This is a genomic window from Amycolatopsis sp. YIM 10 (assembly GCF_009429145.1).
Lineage (GTDB): Bacteria > Actinomycetota > Actinomycetes > Mycobacteriales > Pseudonocardiaceae > Amycolatopsis.
Map to the genome: position 1 here is coordinate 8660435 of NZ_CP045480.1, position 17097 is coordinate 8677531.

The 17097-nt window shown below is 70.9% G+C and carries 7 protein-coding genes (1 of these 7 running past the window's edge); 5 read left to right on the forward strand and 2 right to left on the reverse strand.

Going from position 1 to position 17097, the window contains the following annotated elements; all coding sequences use genetic code 11:
• The 3 genes in view from YIM_RS40145 to YIM_RS40155 are tightly spaced (each overlapping or abutting the next) and all read left to right on the forward strand, a layout consistent with a single transcriptional unit that may run on beyond the window.
• Positions 1 to 4568: the 3' end of a type I polyketide synthase gene (locus YIM_RS40145; protein ID WP_228004316.1), read on the forward strand. The gene continues 13228 nt to the left of window position 1, outside the view; 4568 of the gene's 17796 nt are visible here — the last part of the coding sequence; its start codon lies beyond the left edge, outside the window; the stop codon is at positions 4566 to 4568.
• On the forward strand, positions 4565 to 9874 hold the full coding sequence (locus tag YIM_RS40150; RefSeq protein WP_153035337.1) for a type I polyketide synthase: 5310 nt from the start codon (positions 4565 to 4567) through the stop codon (positions 9872 to 9874). Before YIM_RS40145 ends, YIM_RS40150 begins: the two co-directional genes overlap by 4 nt.
• Positions 9871 to 13584 (forward strand): type I polyketide synthase, encoded by a 3714-nt coding sequence (locus tag YIM_RS40155; protein WP_153035338.1) that lies wholly within the window; start codon positions 9871 to 9873, stop codon positions 13582 to 13584. The genes YIM_RS40150 and YIM_RS40155 overlap by 4 nt, the downstream gene beginning before the upstream one ends.
• On the opposite strand, the gene YIM_RS40160 is transcribed toward YIM_RS40155, so the two are convergent.
• Positions 13549 to 13920 carry a hypothetical protein gene (locus YIM_RS40160; protein WP_153035339.1) on the reverse strand — a complete coding sequence of 124 codons (372 nt, stop codon included), beginning with the start codon at positions 13918 to 13920 and terminating at the stop codon, positions 13549 to 13551. The two genes, YIM_RS40155 and YIM_RS40160, sit on opposite strands and share 36 nt — an antisense overlap.
• A gap of 91 nt (positions 13921 to 14011) precedes the next feature.
• Between YIM_RS40160 and YIM_RS40165 the strand changes: the two genes are divergently transcribed.
• Both YIM_RS40165 and YIM_RS40170 read left to right on the forward strand, forming a co-directional pair.
• Positions 14012 to 15172 (forward strand): serine hydrolase, encoded by a 1161-nt coding sequence (locus YIM_RS40165; protein WP_153035340.1) that lies wholly within the window; start codon positions 14012 to 14014, stop codon positions 15170 to 15172.
• The gene (locus tag YIM_RS40170; RefSeq protein WP_153035341.1) at positions 15169 to 16344 is read left to right on the forward strand and encodes a cysteine desulfurase-like protein; all 1176 of its coding nucleotides are present in this window, start codon (positions 15169 to 15171) and stop codon (positions 16342 to 16344) included. The genes YIM_RS40165 and YIM_RS40170 overlap by 4 nt, the downstream gene beginning before the upstream one ends.
• Before the next feature lie 3 nt (positions 16345 to 16347).
• Here the strand turns inward: YIM_RS40170 and YIM_RS40175 are convergent, their stop codons facing one another.
• Positions 16348 to 17085, reverse strand: coding sequence for an AfsR/SARP family transcriptional regulator (locus tag YIM_RS40175; RefSeq protein WP_228004317.1), 738 nt, complete (start codon positions 17083 to 17085; stop codon positions 16348 to 16350).
• Positions 17086 to 17097: the final 12 nt, after the last annotated feature.

Consider the following 17097-nt stretch of genomic DNA (forward strand, 5'->3'; position numbering starts at 1 on the left):
CTCCCAAGGACGTCGAGGGTTACCTGGTCAGCGGCAGTGCGGGCAGTGTGGCTTCGGGTCGCGTCGCGTACACCTTCGGTTTGGAGGGCCCGGCGGTCACCGTCGACACCGCGTGCTCGTCGTCGCTGGTCGCCGTGCACCTGGCCGCGCAGGCGCTGCGCAGCGGCGAGTGCTCACTCGCGCTGGCCGGCGGCGTCACCGTGATGGCGACCCCGGCGGTGTTCATCGAGTTCAGCCGTCAGCGCGGGCTTTCCCCGGAGGGCCGCTGCAAGTCGTTCGCCGCGAGCGCGAACGGCGCGGCCTGGAGCGAAGGCGCCGGGCTGATCCTGCTGGAACGCCTGTCCGACGCCCAGCGCAACGGGCACCACGTGCTCGGCGTGATCCGCGGCAGCGCGGTCAACCAGGACGGCACCAGCAACGGCCTGACCGCGCCCAACGGCCCGTCCCAGGAACGCGTGATCCGGCAGGCGCTGGCGAACTCCGGCCTTGAACCGTCCGAAGTGGACGCTGTGGAGGCACACGGCACCGGCACCACGCTCGGCGACCCGATCGAAGCGCAGGCCCTGCTCGCCACCTACGGACAGCAACGAGAAAACCCGCTCCACCTCGGCTCGATCAAGTCCAACATCGGCCACACCCAGGCCGCCGCCGGGATCGCCGGGATCATCAAGATGGTGCAGGCCATGCGGCACGGTGTGCTGCCGCGGACGGTGCACGTCGACGAGCCGTCACCACACGTCGACTGGTCGGCCGGGGCCGTCGAGCTGCTGACCGAACCGCTCGGCTGGGACCGCGACCGGCCGCGCCGCGCCGGGGTGTCCTCGTTCGGCATCAGCGGCACCAACGCGCACCTCATCCTCGAACAGGCTCCGGAAACGAACGAGCACCCGACCACCGAGCACGTCGGGCCGCTGCCGTTCGTGCTCTCCGCCAAAACCGACGCCGCGGTCCGCGAGCAGGCCGCGCGTCTGGCCGAGCGGGCTGGGGAAAGCACCCTGCCCGACATCGCGTATTCCTTGCTCACCACGCGTCCGCTGCTCGACCGGGGCGCCGTGGTGGTGGCCGCCGACCACGAGGAACTACTGTCCGGTTTGGACAAGCTCGGCGCGACCACCGCGCGCGACGACGAAGGCGGCCTTGCCTTCCTGTTCACCGGTCAAGGTGCCCAGCGCCCCGGAATGGGACGGGAGCTGCACGACCGGTTCCCGCGCTTCGCCGAGGCGCTGGACGAGATCTGCACGCACCTCGACACCGAACTGGACCGTCCACTCAAGACGATCATGTTCACCGGCGAGGAACTGGACCGCACCATCCACACCCAGCCCGCCCTGTTCGCCATCGAGGTCGCGCTCTACCGGCTCTACGAGTCTCTCGGTGTCAATCCGTCCTGTGTGGTCGGTCATTCGATCGGCGAGCTGGCCGCCGCGCACGTGGCCGGGGTGCTCTCGCTCGAAGACGCCTGCCGCCTGGTCGCCGCGCGCGGCCGGCTCATGCAGAGCCTGCGCGACGACGGTGGCATGGCCGCGATCGAGGCCGACGAAGCCGAGGTGCTCGCCTCGCTCAAGGGCGTCGACGGTGTGTCGATCGCCGCGCTCAACGGGCCGTCCGCGACCGTGATCAGCGGTGACCGCGACGCCGTGCTCGACATCGCCGCCACCTGGAAGGCACAGGGACGGCGGAGCACCCGGCTGCGGGTCAGCCACGCGTTCCACTCCCCGCACATGGACGGCATGCTCGACGAATTCCGCCGCGTGGCACAGAGTCTGACCTTCCACGCGCCGCGCATCCCGGTGGTCTCGAACCTCACCGGCGACGTGGCCACCGACGAACTCCGTGATCCCGAGTACTGGGTCCGGCACGTGCGTCACGCCGTGCGCTTCGCCGACGGTATGCGGAAACTGCACGAACTCGGCGTGCGCACCTTCGTCGAAATCGGGCCGCAGCACACGCTCACCGCGATGGGCGCCGACTGCGTGCCGGACGGCGAGCTGTTCGCCACGCTGCGCTCCGACCACGAGGCGCACGCCTTCCTCGGTGCACTGGGCAAGATCCACCTGCGGGGTGCGAAGGTCGACTGGAGCGCTTTGTTCACCGGGCGGAAGGTGGACCTGCCGACCTACGCTTTCCAGCGCCGCCGCTACTGGCTCGACCTGCCCGAGAGCACCGGCGACGTGACCGCGGCCGGGCTCGGCGCCAGCGAGCACCCGTTGCTCGGTGCCGCCGTGACGCTCGCGGGTGGCCGGGGGCTGGTGTTCACCGGCCGCCTGTCGCGGAAGCGGAAGCCCTGGCTCGCCGAGCACACCATCGACGGCACCGTCCTGCTGCCCGGCACCGCGCTGGTCGAGCTGGCACTGCACGCCGGTGAGCAGGCGGGCCTTCCCGACCTGGAGGAGCTGACCATCCAGGCGCCGCTCGTGCTCCCGGAGACCGGAACCGTGCAGCTCCAGGTCGCGTTGCAGGACAACAACCTCACCATTCACTCCCGGCAGGCGGAGGAAGAAGCCTGGACCCAGCACGCCGAAGGCACCCTCCGGGCGGCGAAGAATCCTCCGCCCACGTGGGAACTGCCCGCCGACGCGACCGAACTGGACCTCGGCGACATCTACGGTCGCCTCGCCCAGCACGGTTACGAATACGGTCCCGCGTTCCAGTGCCTCGGCACCGTCTGGGAACACAACGGCGAACGGTACGCCGAACTGCACCTCGACACCGATCCCGACGGACACGGCATTCACCCCGCGCTGCTCGACTCCGCGTTCCACCTCCTGGCGCTGGACGCCACCGAGACGCGGGTTCCCTTCGCCTGGCGGGATGTCGCGCTGCACGCGACGGGCGCGCGTTCCCTGCGCATTCGCTTGACGCCCACCGGGGACGGCGCCTACCAGATGTCCGCCACCGATCCCGCCGGGCAGCCGGTGATCACCGTCGGCGCGCTGGAAACCCGCCCGGCGGACCTCGGCGCGGCCAAGCGGCTCGACCTGTTCCGGGTCGACTGGGTACCGGCACCGCAGGGCGCCGGCATCGAAACCGAAGTACTGCACGCCAACGGAACCGACGTCCACGAAGTCACCTGGCAGGTCGCCACCGCACTTCAGGAACACCTGACCAAGGACAGCGGGCGGCTCACCGTGGTCACCCCGGCGGGCGACCTCGGCACAGCCGCGATCCACGGCCTGGTCCGCGCCGCCCAGCGCGAGCACGGCGACCGGTTCGCCCTGGTCGACACCGACAGCATGGAGACGATCCCGCTGACCGGCGCGCCCGAACTCCGCGTGCGTGACGGCGAGGTGCTGGCGCCCCGCCTGGTCCGCGCCGTGGCGAACGGCCGCAAACTCGATCCGGAAGGCACGGTCCTGCTCACCGGTGGCACCGGCGCGCTCGGCCGCCGGATCGCCCGGCACCTGGTGCGCCACCACGGAATCCGGCACCTGCTGCTGGTCAGCCGCAGTGGTGGCGAGGTGCCGCCGGACCTCGGGCCGGACGCGCGGGTGGTCGCCTGCGACACCGCCGACCGCGGCGCGCTCGCCAGGGTCCTCGCGGACATCCCGGCCGAGCACCCGCTCACCGCGGTGGTCCACACCGCGGGTGTGCTCGACGACGCCGTGCTGACTTCGCTCACCGAAGAGCAGTGGCACAACGTCGCCCGTCCCAAGGTGACCGCCGCGTGGAACCTGCACGAACTGACCCGGCACCTGGACCTGGACGCGTTTGTGTTGTTCTCCTCCATCGCGGGCACGCTCGGCAGCGCAGGGCAGGCCGCCTACGCCGCGGCCAACGCCTACCTCGACGAACTCGCCCGCCATCGGCAGGCGAACGGCTTGCCCGCGGTGGCACTGGCCTGGGGCCTGTGGGCCGAAAGCGGCGGCATGACCGATTCCTTGTCCACAGTGGACCATGTGCGACTGGCCAAGCTCGGGATCGCGCCGCTGCTCCCCGGCGACGCGCTGGCCCTGTTCGACGCCGCGCTCGGCGGTGAGCACCCGGCACTGGTCGCCGCGAAGCTGGACTTCACCGCCGACCACCCGCTCTACCGCGGCGTGGCGCGCACCCCCGTCCGCCGCGCGGCCGCGAACAACACCGAAGCACTGGGCAGGCTGAGCGAAGCCGAGCAGCGCAGGCGGCTGCTGGAACTGGTCACCACCACTGTGGCCGAGGTGCTCGGACACGCCGGCACGGACGGCATCGACGCCGACCGCGGCCTGCTCGCGATGGGCTTCGACTCGCTGACCGCGGTGGAGTTCCGCAACCGGCTCGCCGCCGAGACCGGGCTGCGGCTGCCGTCGACCCTGGTGTTCAACCATCCGACACCGGCCGCGATCGCCGACTACCTGCGCGCCGAACTGGCCCCGGAGCCGGTCGACGAGCTGGACCGGCTGACCGCCGAACTGTCCACCATGGACTCGGAACGGCAGGCCGCGGTACTCGAGCGGATGGCGCGACTGCTGCAGAAGTGGGACACGAACGGTACGGGCAACGGCGCCTCGGCCGATCTCGATTCGCTGAGTGACGAGGAACTCTTCGACGCTCTCGACGAAGAACTGGGACAGAGGGGCAACGGGAGAAGATGACGACCGAAGACAAGCTGCGGGACTACCTCAAGCGCGCGACGGCCGAACTCCGCCAGGCTCGCGAGCGCGTGGCCGAACTCTCCGGCCGCGCCACCGAGCCGATCGCCGTGGTGGCGATGGGCTGCCGCTACCCCGGTGACGTGCGCTCCCCGGCCGAGCTGTGGGAACTGGTCGCCTCCGGCACGGACGCCATCTCCGGCTTCCCCGCCGATCGCGGCTGGGACGTCGAGCACCTCTACGACCCCGATCCCGAGCGCGTCGGCACCAGTTACACCCGCCAGGGCGGCTTCCTGGAGGACGCGGACCACTTCGACGCCGACTTCTTCGGCATCAGCCCGCGGGAGGCACTGGCCATCGACCCGCAACAGCGGCTGCTGCTGGAAACCGCGTGGGAAACACTGGAACACGCCGGGATCGACCCGCTTTCCTTGCGCGGCAGCCAGACCGGCGTGTTCGCGGGGGTGATGTACGACGACTACGCGTCGCGGCTGCATCGCGCGCCCGCCGGGTTCGAGGGCTATCTCGGCAACGGGAGCGCGCCCAGCATCGCCTCCGGGCGGGTCTCCTACACCTTCGGCTTCGAAGGTCCCGCGGTCACCATCGACACCGCGTGCTCGTCTTCGCTGGTGGCGATCCACCTGGCCGCGCAGTCGCTGCGGCAGTCGGAATGCACGCTCGCGCTGGCCGGTGGGGTCACCGTGATGGCCACCCCGAGCACGTTCGTCGAGTTCAGCCGTCAGCGCGGACTTTCCCCGGACGGTCGTTGCAAGTCGTTCTCCGCGTCGGCCGACGGCACCGGGTTCGCCGAGGGCGCCGGGCTGATCCTGCTGGAGCGCCTGTCGGACGCCGAGCGCAACGGGCATCCGGTGCTGGCGGTGATCCGCGGCAGCGCGGTCAACCAGGACGGTGCCAGCAGCCAGCTTTCCGCGCCCAACGGGCCGTCGCAGGAACGGGTCATCCGGCAGGCACTGGCCGTGGCGGGCCTGGAGCCGTCCGAAGTGGACGCGGTCGAAGCGCACAGCACCGGCACCACGCTCGGTGACCCGATCGAGGCGCAGGCACTGCTGGCCACCTACGGGCAACACCGCCGCGACCGGCCGCTGTGGCTGGGGTCGATCAAGTCGAACATCGGGCACACGCAGGCCGCCGCCGGCGTGGCCGGGGTGATCAAGATGGTGCTCGCGCTGCGGCACGAAACCCTGCCCCGCACGCTCCACGCCGACCAGCCGAGCCCGCACATCGATTGGGCCGCCGGTGCCGTCTCGCTGCTCAGCGAACCGGTTCCGTGGCCGGAGAACGGCACCCCGCGCCGCGCCGGGATCTCGTCGTTCGGCATCAGCGGCACCAACGCGCACGTCATCCTGGAGCAGGCACCGAAGGCGGAGCCCGACCCCGAACCGCCCGCCGACGGGCGTCCCGTGCCGTGGCTACTGTCGGCCCGCAGCGAGCGCGCGCTGCACGTGCAGGCCCAGCGACTTCGCCGCCACGTCGTTTCGTCCACTTCGGACCCGGCCACCATCGGCTACTCGCTGGCCACCACCCGGTCCACCTTCGCGCATCGCGCCGTGGTGGTCGCCGACAATCGCGAGGACTTCCTGCACGGGCTCGACCGGCTCTCGCGCGGGGAGTCGGCGACCGGGCTGATCACCACCCCGCACGGCGCGCAGAACCCGGTCGCCGGTGCCCGCGAGCCGGTTTTTGTCTTTCCCGGCCAGAGCTCGCAGTGGGCACGCATGGCGGTGCCGCTGCTCGGCACGTCCGACGTGTTCCGCGAGCAGATCCAGCTCTGCACCGACGCGCTCGCCCCGCACGTCGACTGGTCACTGCGCGACGTGCTCGAAGGCGCACCCGGTTCGCCGCCGCTGGAGCGGGTCGACGTGGTGCAGCCCGCGTTGTTCGCGGTGATGGTCTCGCTGGCCCGGCTGTGGCAGTCGATCGGTGCCAGGGCGAGCGCGGTGATCGGGCATTCGCAGGGCGAAATCGCCGCCGCGCACATCGCCGGCGCGCTCACCCTGGAGGACGCGGCGCTCATCGTCGCCAGGCGCAGCCAGGCCGTCTCGGCACTGAGCGGCCGCGGTGGCATGGCGTCGGTTCCGCTGCCCGCGTCGCGGATCCGCGAACACCCCGCGCTGCTCGACGGGCGACTCGGCATCGCGGCGATCAACGGTCCGGAGTCCACAGTGGTCTCCGGCGCGAAGCAGGCGATCGACGAGCTGCTGGCCGGGTACGAAGCCGACGGTGTGCGTGCCCGCCGGATCGCGGTCGACTACGCGTCGCACTCACCGCACGTCGACACGCTTCGCGAGTCACTGCTGGACATGCTCGCCGAGGTCAAGCCGCTGCCCGCGGAGATCCCGTTCTATTCGACCGTCACCGGTGAGCCGATCGACACCACCGAACTGGACGCCGCGTACTGGTACCGGAACCTGCGCGAAACCGTGCAGCTCGACAAGGCCGTGCGCGCCCTGCGCCGGGACGGTCACCGGTCCTTTGTGGAGACCAGTCCGCACCCGGTGCTCACCATCGGCATCCAGCAGACGCTCGACGAGACGCGCGAAGACGGCGTCAGCACCATCTCCGGCACGCTGCGGCGGGACAACGGCGACTGGAAGCAGTTCCTCGCCGCGGCCGCGCAGGCGCACGTCAACGGGGTCGACCTCGACTGGACCGCGGTTTTCCCGTCCGGCACGGCGAAGCGGGTGGACCTGCCGACGTACCCGTTCCAGCGCAAGCGGTACTGGCTGGACGCCCCGGCCGGCGCGACCGATCCGACCGCTGCCGGACTCGACGCCGCCGACCACCCGTTGCTCAGTGGCGCACTGGAACTCGCCGACGGCGACAGCACGGTGTTCACCGGCAGGCTTTCCCCGCACGCTCAACCGTGGCTCGCCGACCACACCGTGCTCGGCACCGCCCTGCTCCCGGGAAGTGCCTTTGTCGACATGGCGTTGTTCGTCGCCGAGCGGACGGGCTGCGCGCAGATCGACGAACTCCTGCTCCAAGCGCCCCTGGTGCTGCCCGAGCAGGGCACGCTGCGGGTGCAGGTTTCGGCGGGTCCGGTGGAGGACGAGCGACGGCGGCTGACCGTCCACTCGCGACCGGAGGACGCCGAGCCCGACGATCCGTGGACCCTGCACGTCACCGGTTCCCTGAGCGTCGAAGCCCCGGAGGTGGCCGGTGACCTGACCGGTTCCTGGCCGCCCGCGGGCGCGGTGCCGGTCGAGATGGACGAGTTCTACGAGCGCCTGCAGGACGAGGGTTACGGCTATGGCCCGACCTTCCGCGGCCTGCGAGGCGTGTGGAAGCTGGGCGAGGAGATCTACGCGCACGTTGTCCTACCCGAGGAGCAGCACGCGGACGGCGAACGCAGCGCGCTGCACCCCGCCCTGCTCGACGCCGCGTTGCACCCGCTCGCCCGCGAATCCCTCGGCGGCGACGGCATCAGCCTGCCGTTCTCGTGGAACGGGGTGAGCCTGCGCACGACCGGCGCCACGGCCCTGCGCGTGCGCCTGACCCCGCTGGGCACCGACAGCTATCGCGTGACGCTGGCCGACAGCGTCGGCACCCCGGTCGCCTCCATCGACACGCTCACCGCGCGCCGGATCAACCCGGCGCGGCTCGGCTCCGGCGGCCACCGCTCGATGCTGTTCCACGTCGAGTGGTCGGCCCTGCGCGAAACCGAGCTCGCCGCGGAAGCCACCCCCGAGGTGGTGACGGCCGACGACGTGCCGGCCGCGTTGCACCTGGTCCAGCAGGCCATCGCCGACGACAAGCGCCTGGTCTTCGTGACCAGCGGAGCGGTGTCGACCGAGCCCGGCGAGGACGTCACCGACCTGACCGGGGCGGCGGTCTGGGGGCTGGTGCGGTCCGCGCAGAACGAGCACCCGGACCGGTTCACCCTGGTGGACACCGATTCCCCGCAGTCGATCCCCGCCGTCGGCGAACCGCAGCTCGCCGTCCGCAACGGCAAGGCGCTGGTACCGCGGCTCACCCGCACGGCCGCCGACCTCACGCACACCCCGCTCGACCCGGCGGGCACCGTGCTGATCACCGGCGGCACCGGTGTGCTCGGCGGGCACCTCGCCCGGCACCTGGTGCTCAACCACGGCGTGCGGCACCTCCTGCTCACCTCGCGCCGCGGTCTCGACGCGCCAGGTGCCACCGGACTGGCCGCCGACCTGGCCGATCTGGGCGCGGAAGTGCGGATCACCGCCTGTGACGCGGCGGATCGCGCCGCACTGGAGGCCCTGCTGAACACCGTGACCAGGCCGTTGACCGCGGTGGTGCACGCGGCCGGGGTGCTCGACGACGCGACGATCACCGCGCTGACCCCGGACCAGCTGGAGAACGTGTGGCGGCCCAAGGTCGACGCCGCGCGGAACCTGCACGAACTGACCGGCGAGCTGAGCGCGTTCGTGTTGTTCTCCTCGATCGCGTCGATCATCGGCACTCCCGGCCAGGCCAACTACGCGGCGTCGAACGCCTACCTCGACGCGCTCGCCGAACACCGCCGAGCGCAGGGCAAGCCCGCGATCAGCCTCGCCTGGGGCTATTGGGCGGAAACCACCGGCATGACCGGCCACCTCGATCACGCCGACCACACCAGGATGGCCCGCGCCGGCATCGTCCCGCTGGCCACCGAGCAGGGATTCGCCCTGTTCGACGCGGCACTGACCACCGGCCGCGCGGTTGTCGTCCCGGCCAAGATGGACACCGCGGCGCTGCGGAACCAGGCCACCGCGGGCACGCTGCCGCGGTTGTTCCAGAACCTGGTGAAGGCACCGGCCAAACGCGCCGGTGGCGGCATGGCCGATCTGGCGCAGCGCCTGGCCGACCTGGCCGAGTCCGAGCAGCAGGCCCTGCTCATCGACGTGGTGCGCGGGCACGTGGCCACCGTGCTCGGGCACACCGATCCGGACACCATTCCCACCGAGAAGGCGTTCAAGGAACTGGGTTTCGACTCGCTGACCGCGGTCGAGCTGCGCAACCGGCTCACCGCGGCGACCGGGCTGCGGCTGCCCGCGACCCTGGTGTTCGACCACCCCACGCTCGCCGGGCTGGCCGGGTACATGCGGGCCGAACTCGCCCCGCGCACCGAAGAGCCCGATCCGGCCTCGGCCGTGCTGGAGCGGTTGCAGGGCTTGGAAGAGGACCTAATCGGGCTGTCCGACCTGCGCGTCACCGATCGCCTGCGGGAACTGCTGGCGGTCGCGGGCGGCGCGGACTCCGGACTCGGCTCGGCCAGCGCGGACGAGCTCTTCGACTTCATCGACGGCAAACTCGGCAGGAAGGTGGAAACCGCATGAGCACCGGCCCGACCGAGCAGAAGCTGCTCGACTACCTGAAATGGGTGACCACCGATCTCGACCGGACGCGTGGGCAGCTGCTCGACCTGGAGGAGAAGGCACGCGAGCCGATCGCCGTGGTGGCCATGAGCTGCCGGTTCCCGCACGGGGTCGCGTCGCCCGAGGACCTGTGGGAACTGGTCGCCTCCGGCCGGGACGCCATCTCGAGCTTCCCGGCCGACCGCGGCTGGCCCGCCGATGTCTACGACCCCGATCCGGAACGGCGGGATCGGCCGCACGCCGGGGGCTTCCTCTACGACGCGGCCGACTTCGACCCCGGCTTCTTCGGTATCTCACCCCGTGAGGCACCGGCGATCGACCCGCAGCAGCGCCTCCTGCTGGAGATCGCGTGGGAAGCCTTCGAGCGTGCCGGGCTGGACGCGGAAGCGTTGCGCGGCAGCGATACCGGCGTGTTCACCGGCGTGATGTACAACGACTACGGCAGCCGGTTGCAGGATCGCGCGCCCCAGGGGTACGAGAGCTATCTCGGCAACGGGAGCGCGGGCAGCATCGCGTCCGGCCGCGTCGCCTACACCTTCGGGCTCGAAGGACCGGCCGTCACGATCGACACCGCGTGCTCGTCTTCGCTGGTCGCACTGCACCTGGCCGCACAGGCGCTGCGCAACGGTGACTGCTCGCTGGCACTGGCCGGCGGGGTGACGGTGATGGCCACGCCGATGGTCTTCACCGAGTTCGACCGCCAGCGAGGGCTGTCCGCCGACGGCCGTTGCAAGTCGTTCTCGGCCTCGGCGGACGGCACCGGATTCGCCGAAGGTGCCGGATTGCTGTTGCTGGAGCGGCTTTCCGACGCCCGCCGGAACGGTCACCAGGTGCTCGGCCTGGTACGCGGTTCGGCGGTCAACCAGGACGGCGCCTCGAACGGGCTCACCGCGCCCAACGGACCGTCGCAGGAACGGGTGATCAAGCAGGCACTGGAGAACGCCCGCGTTGCACCGTCCGAAGTGGACGTGGTGGAAGCACACGGCACCGGGACCACGCTCGGTGACCCGATCGAGGCACAGGCACTGCTGGCCACCTACGGGAAGTCGCGTGGTGAGAAGCCGCTGTACTTGGGCTCGGTGAAGTCGAACATCGGGCACACGCAGGCCGCGGCCGGGGTGGCCGGGGTGATCAAGGTGCTGCTGGCCATGCGGCACGGCGAGTTGCCGCGCACGCTGCACGTGGACGAACCGAACCCGTTGGTGGACTGGAGTTCCGGCGCGGTCTCGCTGCTCACCGAACCGGCCAAGTGGCAGCAGAACGGTCATCCGCGGCGAGCCGGGGTCTCCTCGTTCGGCATCAGCGGCACCAACGCGCACGTGATCCTGGAGCAGGCACCACCGGCCGAACCCGCCGGTGAGCCGTGTGTGGCGCCCGGCCCGGTCCCGTGGGTGCTTTCGGCGAAATCAGCGGCCGCCCTGAAGGGACAGGCGGAGCGCTTGCTGGGCCATCTGACCTTGAACCCGGGGCTGACCGTCGCCGACGTCGGCCACTCGCTGGCCGCCACGCGCACATCCTTCGCCCATCGCGCGGTGGTTTTCGGGGACCGGCAGGAGGAACTGGTCAAGGGCCTGTCCGGTCTGGCGCACGACACCCCGGCGACGAACCTCGTGCGCGGTCAGGCCGTGAGCGGGAAGACCGCCTTCCTGTTCACCGGTCAGGGGAGCCAGCGGCCGGGCATGGGCCGTCAGCTGTACGCCTCCTTCCCGGTGTTCACCGCCGAACTGGACCGGGTCTGCGCCTTGTTCGACGGACTGCTGGACCGGCCGCTGCTGCCGATCCTGTTCGCCGAGCCGCGCACCCCGGAAGCCGCCCTGCTGAACCGGACGGCCTACACGCAGGTCGCGTTGTTCGCCTTGGAAACCGCTTTGTACCGGCTGATCGAGTCCTACGGCGTACGTCCGTCCTTTGTAGCCGGTCATTCGATCGGTGAAATCACCGCGGCGCACGTTGCCGGAGTACTGTCCCTTGAGGACGCTTGCGTGCTGGTCGCAGCACGTGGTCGGTTGATGGAGTCGGCTCGTGACGACGGGGCGATGGTCGCGATCGAGGCCCCGGAGTCGGCGGTCGCCGAGTACCTGGACGCCTCGGTGAGTCTGGCCGCGGTGAACGGCCCGAACGCGGTAGTGCTCGCGGGTGATCTGGAGCCGGTATTGGCCATCGGCGCCGAATTCAAGTCTCGTGGCATCCGGACCAAGCGCCTCACCGTGAGCCACGCGTTCCACTCGCCGCACCTCGATTCGATGCTCGACGAGTACCTGCGGGTCGCGCGCGGGCTGAGCTACTCGGCGCCGCGCATCCCGGTGGTGTCCACGGTGACCGGTCAGCTCGCCGATCAGCTGACCTCACCGGAATACTGGGTGCGCCAGGTCCGTCAGCCGGTGCGGTTCCTCGACGGAATGCGCACGCTGCACGACTCCGGCGTGCGCACCTTCGCCGAGATCGGACCGGACGCCGTGCTGACGCCCGCGGTGCAGGCGTGCGTACCGGAAGCCGAGCCCGGAGCGATCATCCCGGCGCTGACGTCACGCCGGTCGGAGCCGCGCACGCTGATCACCGCGCTGGCGAAGGCGCACGTGCGAGGTGTCCCCGTGGACTGGACGGCCGGGTTCACCGGTGCGCGACGGGTGGACCTGCCGACGTATGCCTTCCAGCGTTCGCGGTACTGGCTGGATCCGGAGGTGCCGCAGGTCGACCTGGCTTCGGCGGTGGACGTGCTCGGCCTGAGCGAGGTGCAGCGGGCGACGCTGGCCGCGTGGCAACGGCGGCACCAGTGGGCGTACCGGAAGGTATGGCGTCCACTGCGGACGGTCGCGGCCAGTGCGCGGCTGGGGACCTGGCTGGCGGTGGACGTGCCGCCGCACGTTGTCGAGGTGTTGCGGGAACAAGGAATGCAGGTGGTCACCGATCCGTCCGCTCAGACCACCGGCGTGCTGACCGTTCGTGATTCGGAGGTCTTCATCGAGCAACTGGAGCGCGCGGAACTCGACGGCAACTGGCGCCCCGACGGACCCGTGCTGATCCCGGGCGACGACGAGCTCAGCGCGTGGGCGGCCCGGTGGTTCGAAGCCCAGGGGGTCGAGGTGGTGGCGGACGGGCGCGAGGTGGCGGCTGTCGTACAGGTCATCGCACCGGACGCCACGCCTGCCGAGATGCGGGAAACGCTGGCCCGGCTGGACGATCTGGCGGCGACGGTCTTTGTGTTCACCACGCGTGCCCAATCCGCCTACGCCACGGCGTGGGCGCGGGCGCGAGCGGTGCCGTCGGTGGCGATCGCCTGGGAGGCGGTCGATCCGGGTGCGATCGGGGTGGTGCTGCGGCAGGGTCCCGCCGCGCCGGACGTGGTCGCGGAGCTGGACCTCGGCGTGCCGGAGGTCGAGCCGGACAACCGGCTGCTGGCGGCCAGTGGCGCGGAGCGAGAGGAACTGCTGGCGGAACTGGTGCGGTTCCACGTCTCGGACGTGCTCGGGCATGCCGGCCAGGAGGCGATCGGCGTCGACGACAGCCTGCTGGACCACGGGTTTTCCTCGTTCACCGCACTGGAGCTGAGCAATCGGCTGCAGGCGGCTTCCGGGGTGCAGATCCCGCCGGTGGCGATCTACGACCAGCCGACGCTGAAGGCGGTGATCGCGCACCTACGGGACACTTTGGCCGCCGCTGATCTCACGTAGCTGGCGCAGGTACTCGGTGGTGTCTCGCTGCCACATCGCGATCGTGGCGGCGAGGGCCGCCGTGTCAGGCAGCAGCCAGAGCAGCTGGAAGCCGAAGCCGCCGGTGATCGCGACGACGAACTGCACGGCGGCGGCGATCCCGAACGCGGTCAGCCAGATGCGCGCGCCCCGGTAGCCGGCGCGGAGGTTCGCCGCCGCGAACAGGATCACCACCCCGACGAGCACGACGACCAGCGGAATGCCGACCGCCACCCACAAGCCGAACGCGAGCCGGAGGCTCTTCGGCTGCTCCGGCCCGGCCACCGCGCCACGACTGACTCCCCGCTTGTCACCCATCCGCAAACGCTAACCGGGACCGCCCCGGCCCGCCCGATTTGCGCTTCCGGCGATCTTGGCGACGCGGGTGGGGAGCCCTAAGCTCGGCAGCATGAGCAGATTCGTGCGTCACCGTCTCGATCGGCTCCACCACGCTCTCGCCCGTCACGTGGACTCGGGGCTGATTCCCGGCGCGGTGACGGCGTTGAGCAGCCGGGGCGAGACGCACATCGACGTGGCCGGTGAGGCCGTCCGCCGCGACTCGATCTTCCGGATCAGCTCGATGACCAAGCCGATCGTCGCGGTCGGCGCGATGGTGCTGGTCGAGGAGTGCGTGCTCCGCCTCGACGAGCCGCTCACCGAATGGCTGCCCGAGCTGGCGAACCCGAAGGTGCTCCGCGATCCTGCCGGGCCGCTCGACGACACGGTTCCCGCCGAGCGGGAGATCACCCTGCGCGACCTGCTCACCTTCCGCAACGGCTTCGGCATGCTGCCCTTCTCCCCGGAAGTGCACCCCATCCAGGAAGCCGCCGCCGAGCTGAACCCGTTCGGCCCGCCACTGCCGAAAACCACGCTGACCGCGGACCAATGGCTGGCCAAGCTCGGCGAACTTCCCCTGATGCACCAGCCGGGCACCCGCTGGCTCTACAACACCGGCTCCGAGATCCTCGGCGCCCTGCTCATCCGGGCCTCCGGCCAGGACCTCGAAAGCTTTCTCACCGACCGCGTCTTCACCCCGCTCGGCATGACCGACACCGCGTTCAGCGTGCCCGCGGACAAGCTCGACCGCTTCACCGTCTCCTACATGCCCGACCAGCAGACCGGCGAGCTGAACGTCTACGACGAGGTCGAGGGCGCGTGGAGCAGGCCGCCGGTGTTCCCGTCCGCGGCGGCCGGACTCGTTTCGACGGCCGAGGACGTTCTCGCCTTCGGACGCCTGTTCCTCGACCCCGCGTCGGACGTGCTCTCCCGCGCCACCATCACCACGATGACCGCCGACCACCTGACCCCGGAACAGAAAGCCGTGTCCGGCTTCTACCCCGGCTACTTCGACAACCGCGGCTGGGGCTTCGGCGTCGCGGTCACCACGCGCCGCGACAGCATCTACGAAACCCCCGGCCGCTTCGGCTGGGACGGCGGGCTCGGCACCTCGTGGGCCACCGATCCCGACGAGGACCTCGTCGGGGTCCTGCTCACCCAGCGCGCCGACTTCCCGCTGCTGAGCAAGCCCTACCAGGACTTCTGGACCTCGGCCTACCAGGCGCTGGCATGAACGCCCGCGACGCCTTCCCCGCGCTCCAAGACGGTTACGCCTACCTCGACGGTGCCGCCGGGACGCAGGTCCCCGCGTCGGTGATCGAAGCGATCGCGGACACCTACCGCCGCGGCATCGGCAACGTCGGCGGCGCCTTCCCCGCCAGCCACCGCGCCGACGAGATCGTCGCGAACGCCCGCTCGGCCGTGGCCGACCTGGTCGGCGGTGACCCACGAGGCGTCATCCTCGGCCCCAACATGACCACGCTCACCTACCGCCTGGCCAACACGCTGGCGGCGGACTGGCAGCCCGGCGACGAGGTCGTGGTGACCCGACTCGACCACGACGCCAACGTCCGCCCGTGGGTGCAGGCCGCCGCCAGGGCCGGTGCCTCGGTGAAGTGGGCGCGAGTCGACGCCGCGGGCGAGCTGCCCGCCGGGCAGTTCGACGATCTGCTCTCCGAACGCACTCGCGTGGTCGCCGTCACCGCGGCGAGCAACGTGCTCGGCACCCGTCCGGACGTCGCCTCGATCACCGCCGCCGCGCACGCGGCCGGCGCGCTCACCTACGTCGACGGTGTGCACGCCACCCCGCACGGCCCCACCGACCGGGCCGCGCTCGGTGCCGACTTCTACGCCACCAGCGCCTACAAGTGGTGCGGGCCGCACATCGGCGCGGTGGTCGCCGATCCGGCCCTGCTGGACACCCTGCGCCCCGACAAGCTGGCCTCGTCCGGTGACGAGGTGCCCAACCGCTTCGAAACCGGCACCCTGCCGTTCGCCGATCTCGCGGGGGTGACCGCGGCGGTCGAGCACCTCGCCGGGCTCACCGCCACCACGGGCACCCGCCGCGAACGGCTTCTCCTCTCGATGGCCGACGCGGAAGCCCACGAACAAGAGCTGTTCACCAGGCTGCTCGACGGCCTCGGCCGGATCCCCGGCGTCACGCTGTACGGCGCACCGGCGCGGCGCACCGCGGTGGCCTACTTCACCGTCGAAGGGCAGACCCCGCGTGAGACCGCGGAACTGCTGGCCGCCGCCCGCGTCAACGTGTGGAACGGGCACAACTACGCCTGGGAACTCACCGGCGCGCTCGGCATCCGGTCCTCCGGCAGCGCGGTCCGCGCGAGCGTCATCCACTACAACAACACCGACGACGTGGACCGCCTGCTCGACGCACTGTCCACTTAGGAGTCAAGCGACGGTGTGCTTGAGCAGCTCGTCGCCGCGCAGGATGGCGCCCTGGAGTTCACGCAAGGGACGGCACGGCTCGAGCCCCAGCTCGGCGTTGAGCCGTTCGCGCGCGTGCTGGTAGACCTTCAGCGCGTCGGCCTGCCGCTCCGAGCGGAACAGCGCCAGCATCAGCTGCCGGTAGAACGACTCTCGCAGCGGGTGCTCGCCGGTCAGCACGTACAGCCTGCCGACCACCTCGCGGTGCCTGCTCAGCATCAGGTACGCGTCGTTGAGCATTTCCACGCATTCCAGCCGGGCTTCCTCCAGCCAGGTCACGTACCAGTAGAGGATCGGGCCGTCCTGCACGTCGTTGAGCGCGCGGCCGCGCCACAGCGCCAGTGCCGCCTCGAACTGCGCCACCGCTTCCTCGTGCCGTCCGCGCTGCGCCGCCTCCCGGCCGCGGTTCACCAGCAACTGGAAGTCGTTGACGTCCAGGCTGTCCTCGCCGAGGTGCAGCAGATACCCCTGCGGGCGGGTGACGATCGGACTGGCCTGCCGCCCCGGCCGGTCCAGAAACTTTCGCAACTGGGAAATGTAGACGTGCAGTGCGGCGTTCACGCGCTGCGGCGGACGGTCCCCCCAGATCTCCGCGATGAGCTGATCGGTGGTCACCACCTGGTCCGCCCGGCCGAGCAGCACGGCCAGCAGCGTTTCCATCTTGCGCGCGGTCAGCGAGGTGGAGCCTGCTTCGTCGACCACTCTGAGTCTGCC

Bases quoted from the DNA above. Each gene is read 5' to 3' on its own strand.
- YIM_RS40165 (WP_153035340.1), top strand. From the start codon at position 14,012: ATGAGCAGATTCGTGCGTCACCGTCTCGATCGGCTCCACCACGCTCTC.
- YIM_RS40150 (WP_153035337.1), top strand. From the start codon at position 4,565: ATGACGACCGAAGACAAGCTGCGGGACTACCTCAAGCGCGCGACGGCC.
- YIM_RS40160 (WP_153035339.1), bottom strand. From the start codon at position 13,920: ATGGGTGACAAGCGGGGAGTCAGTCGTGGCGCGGTGGCCGGGCCGGAG.
- YIM_RS40155 (WP_153035338.1), top strand. From the start codon at position 9,871: ATGAGCACCGGCCCGACCGAGCAGAAGCTGCTCGACTACCTGAAATGG.
- YIM_RS40170 (WP_153035341.1), top strand. From the start codon at position 15,169: ATGAACGCCCGCGACGCCTTCCCCGCGCTCCAAGACGGTTACGCCTAC.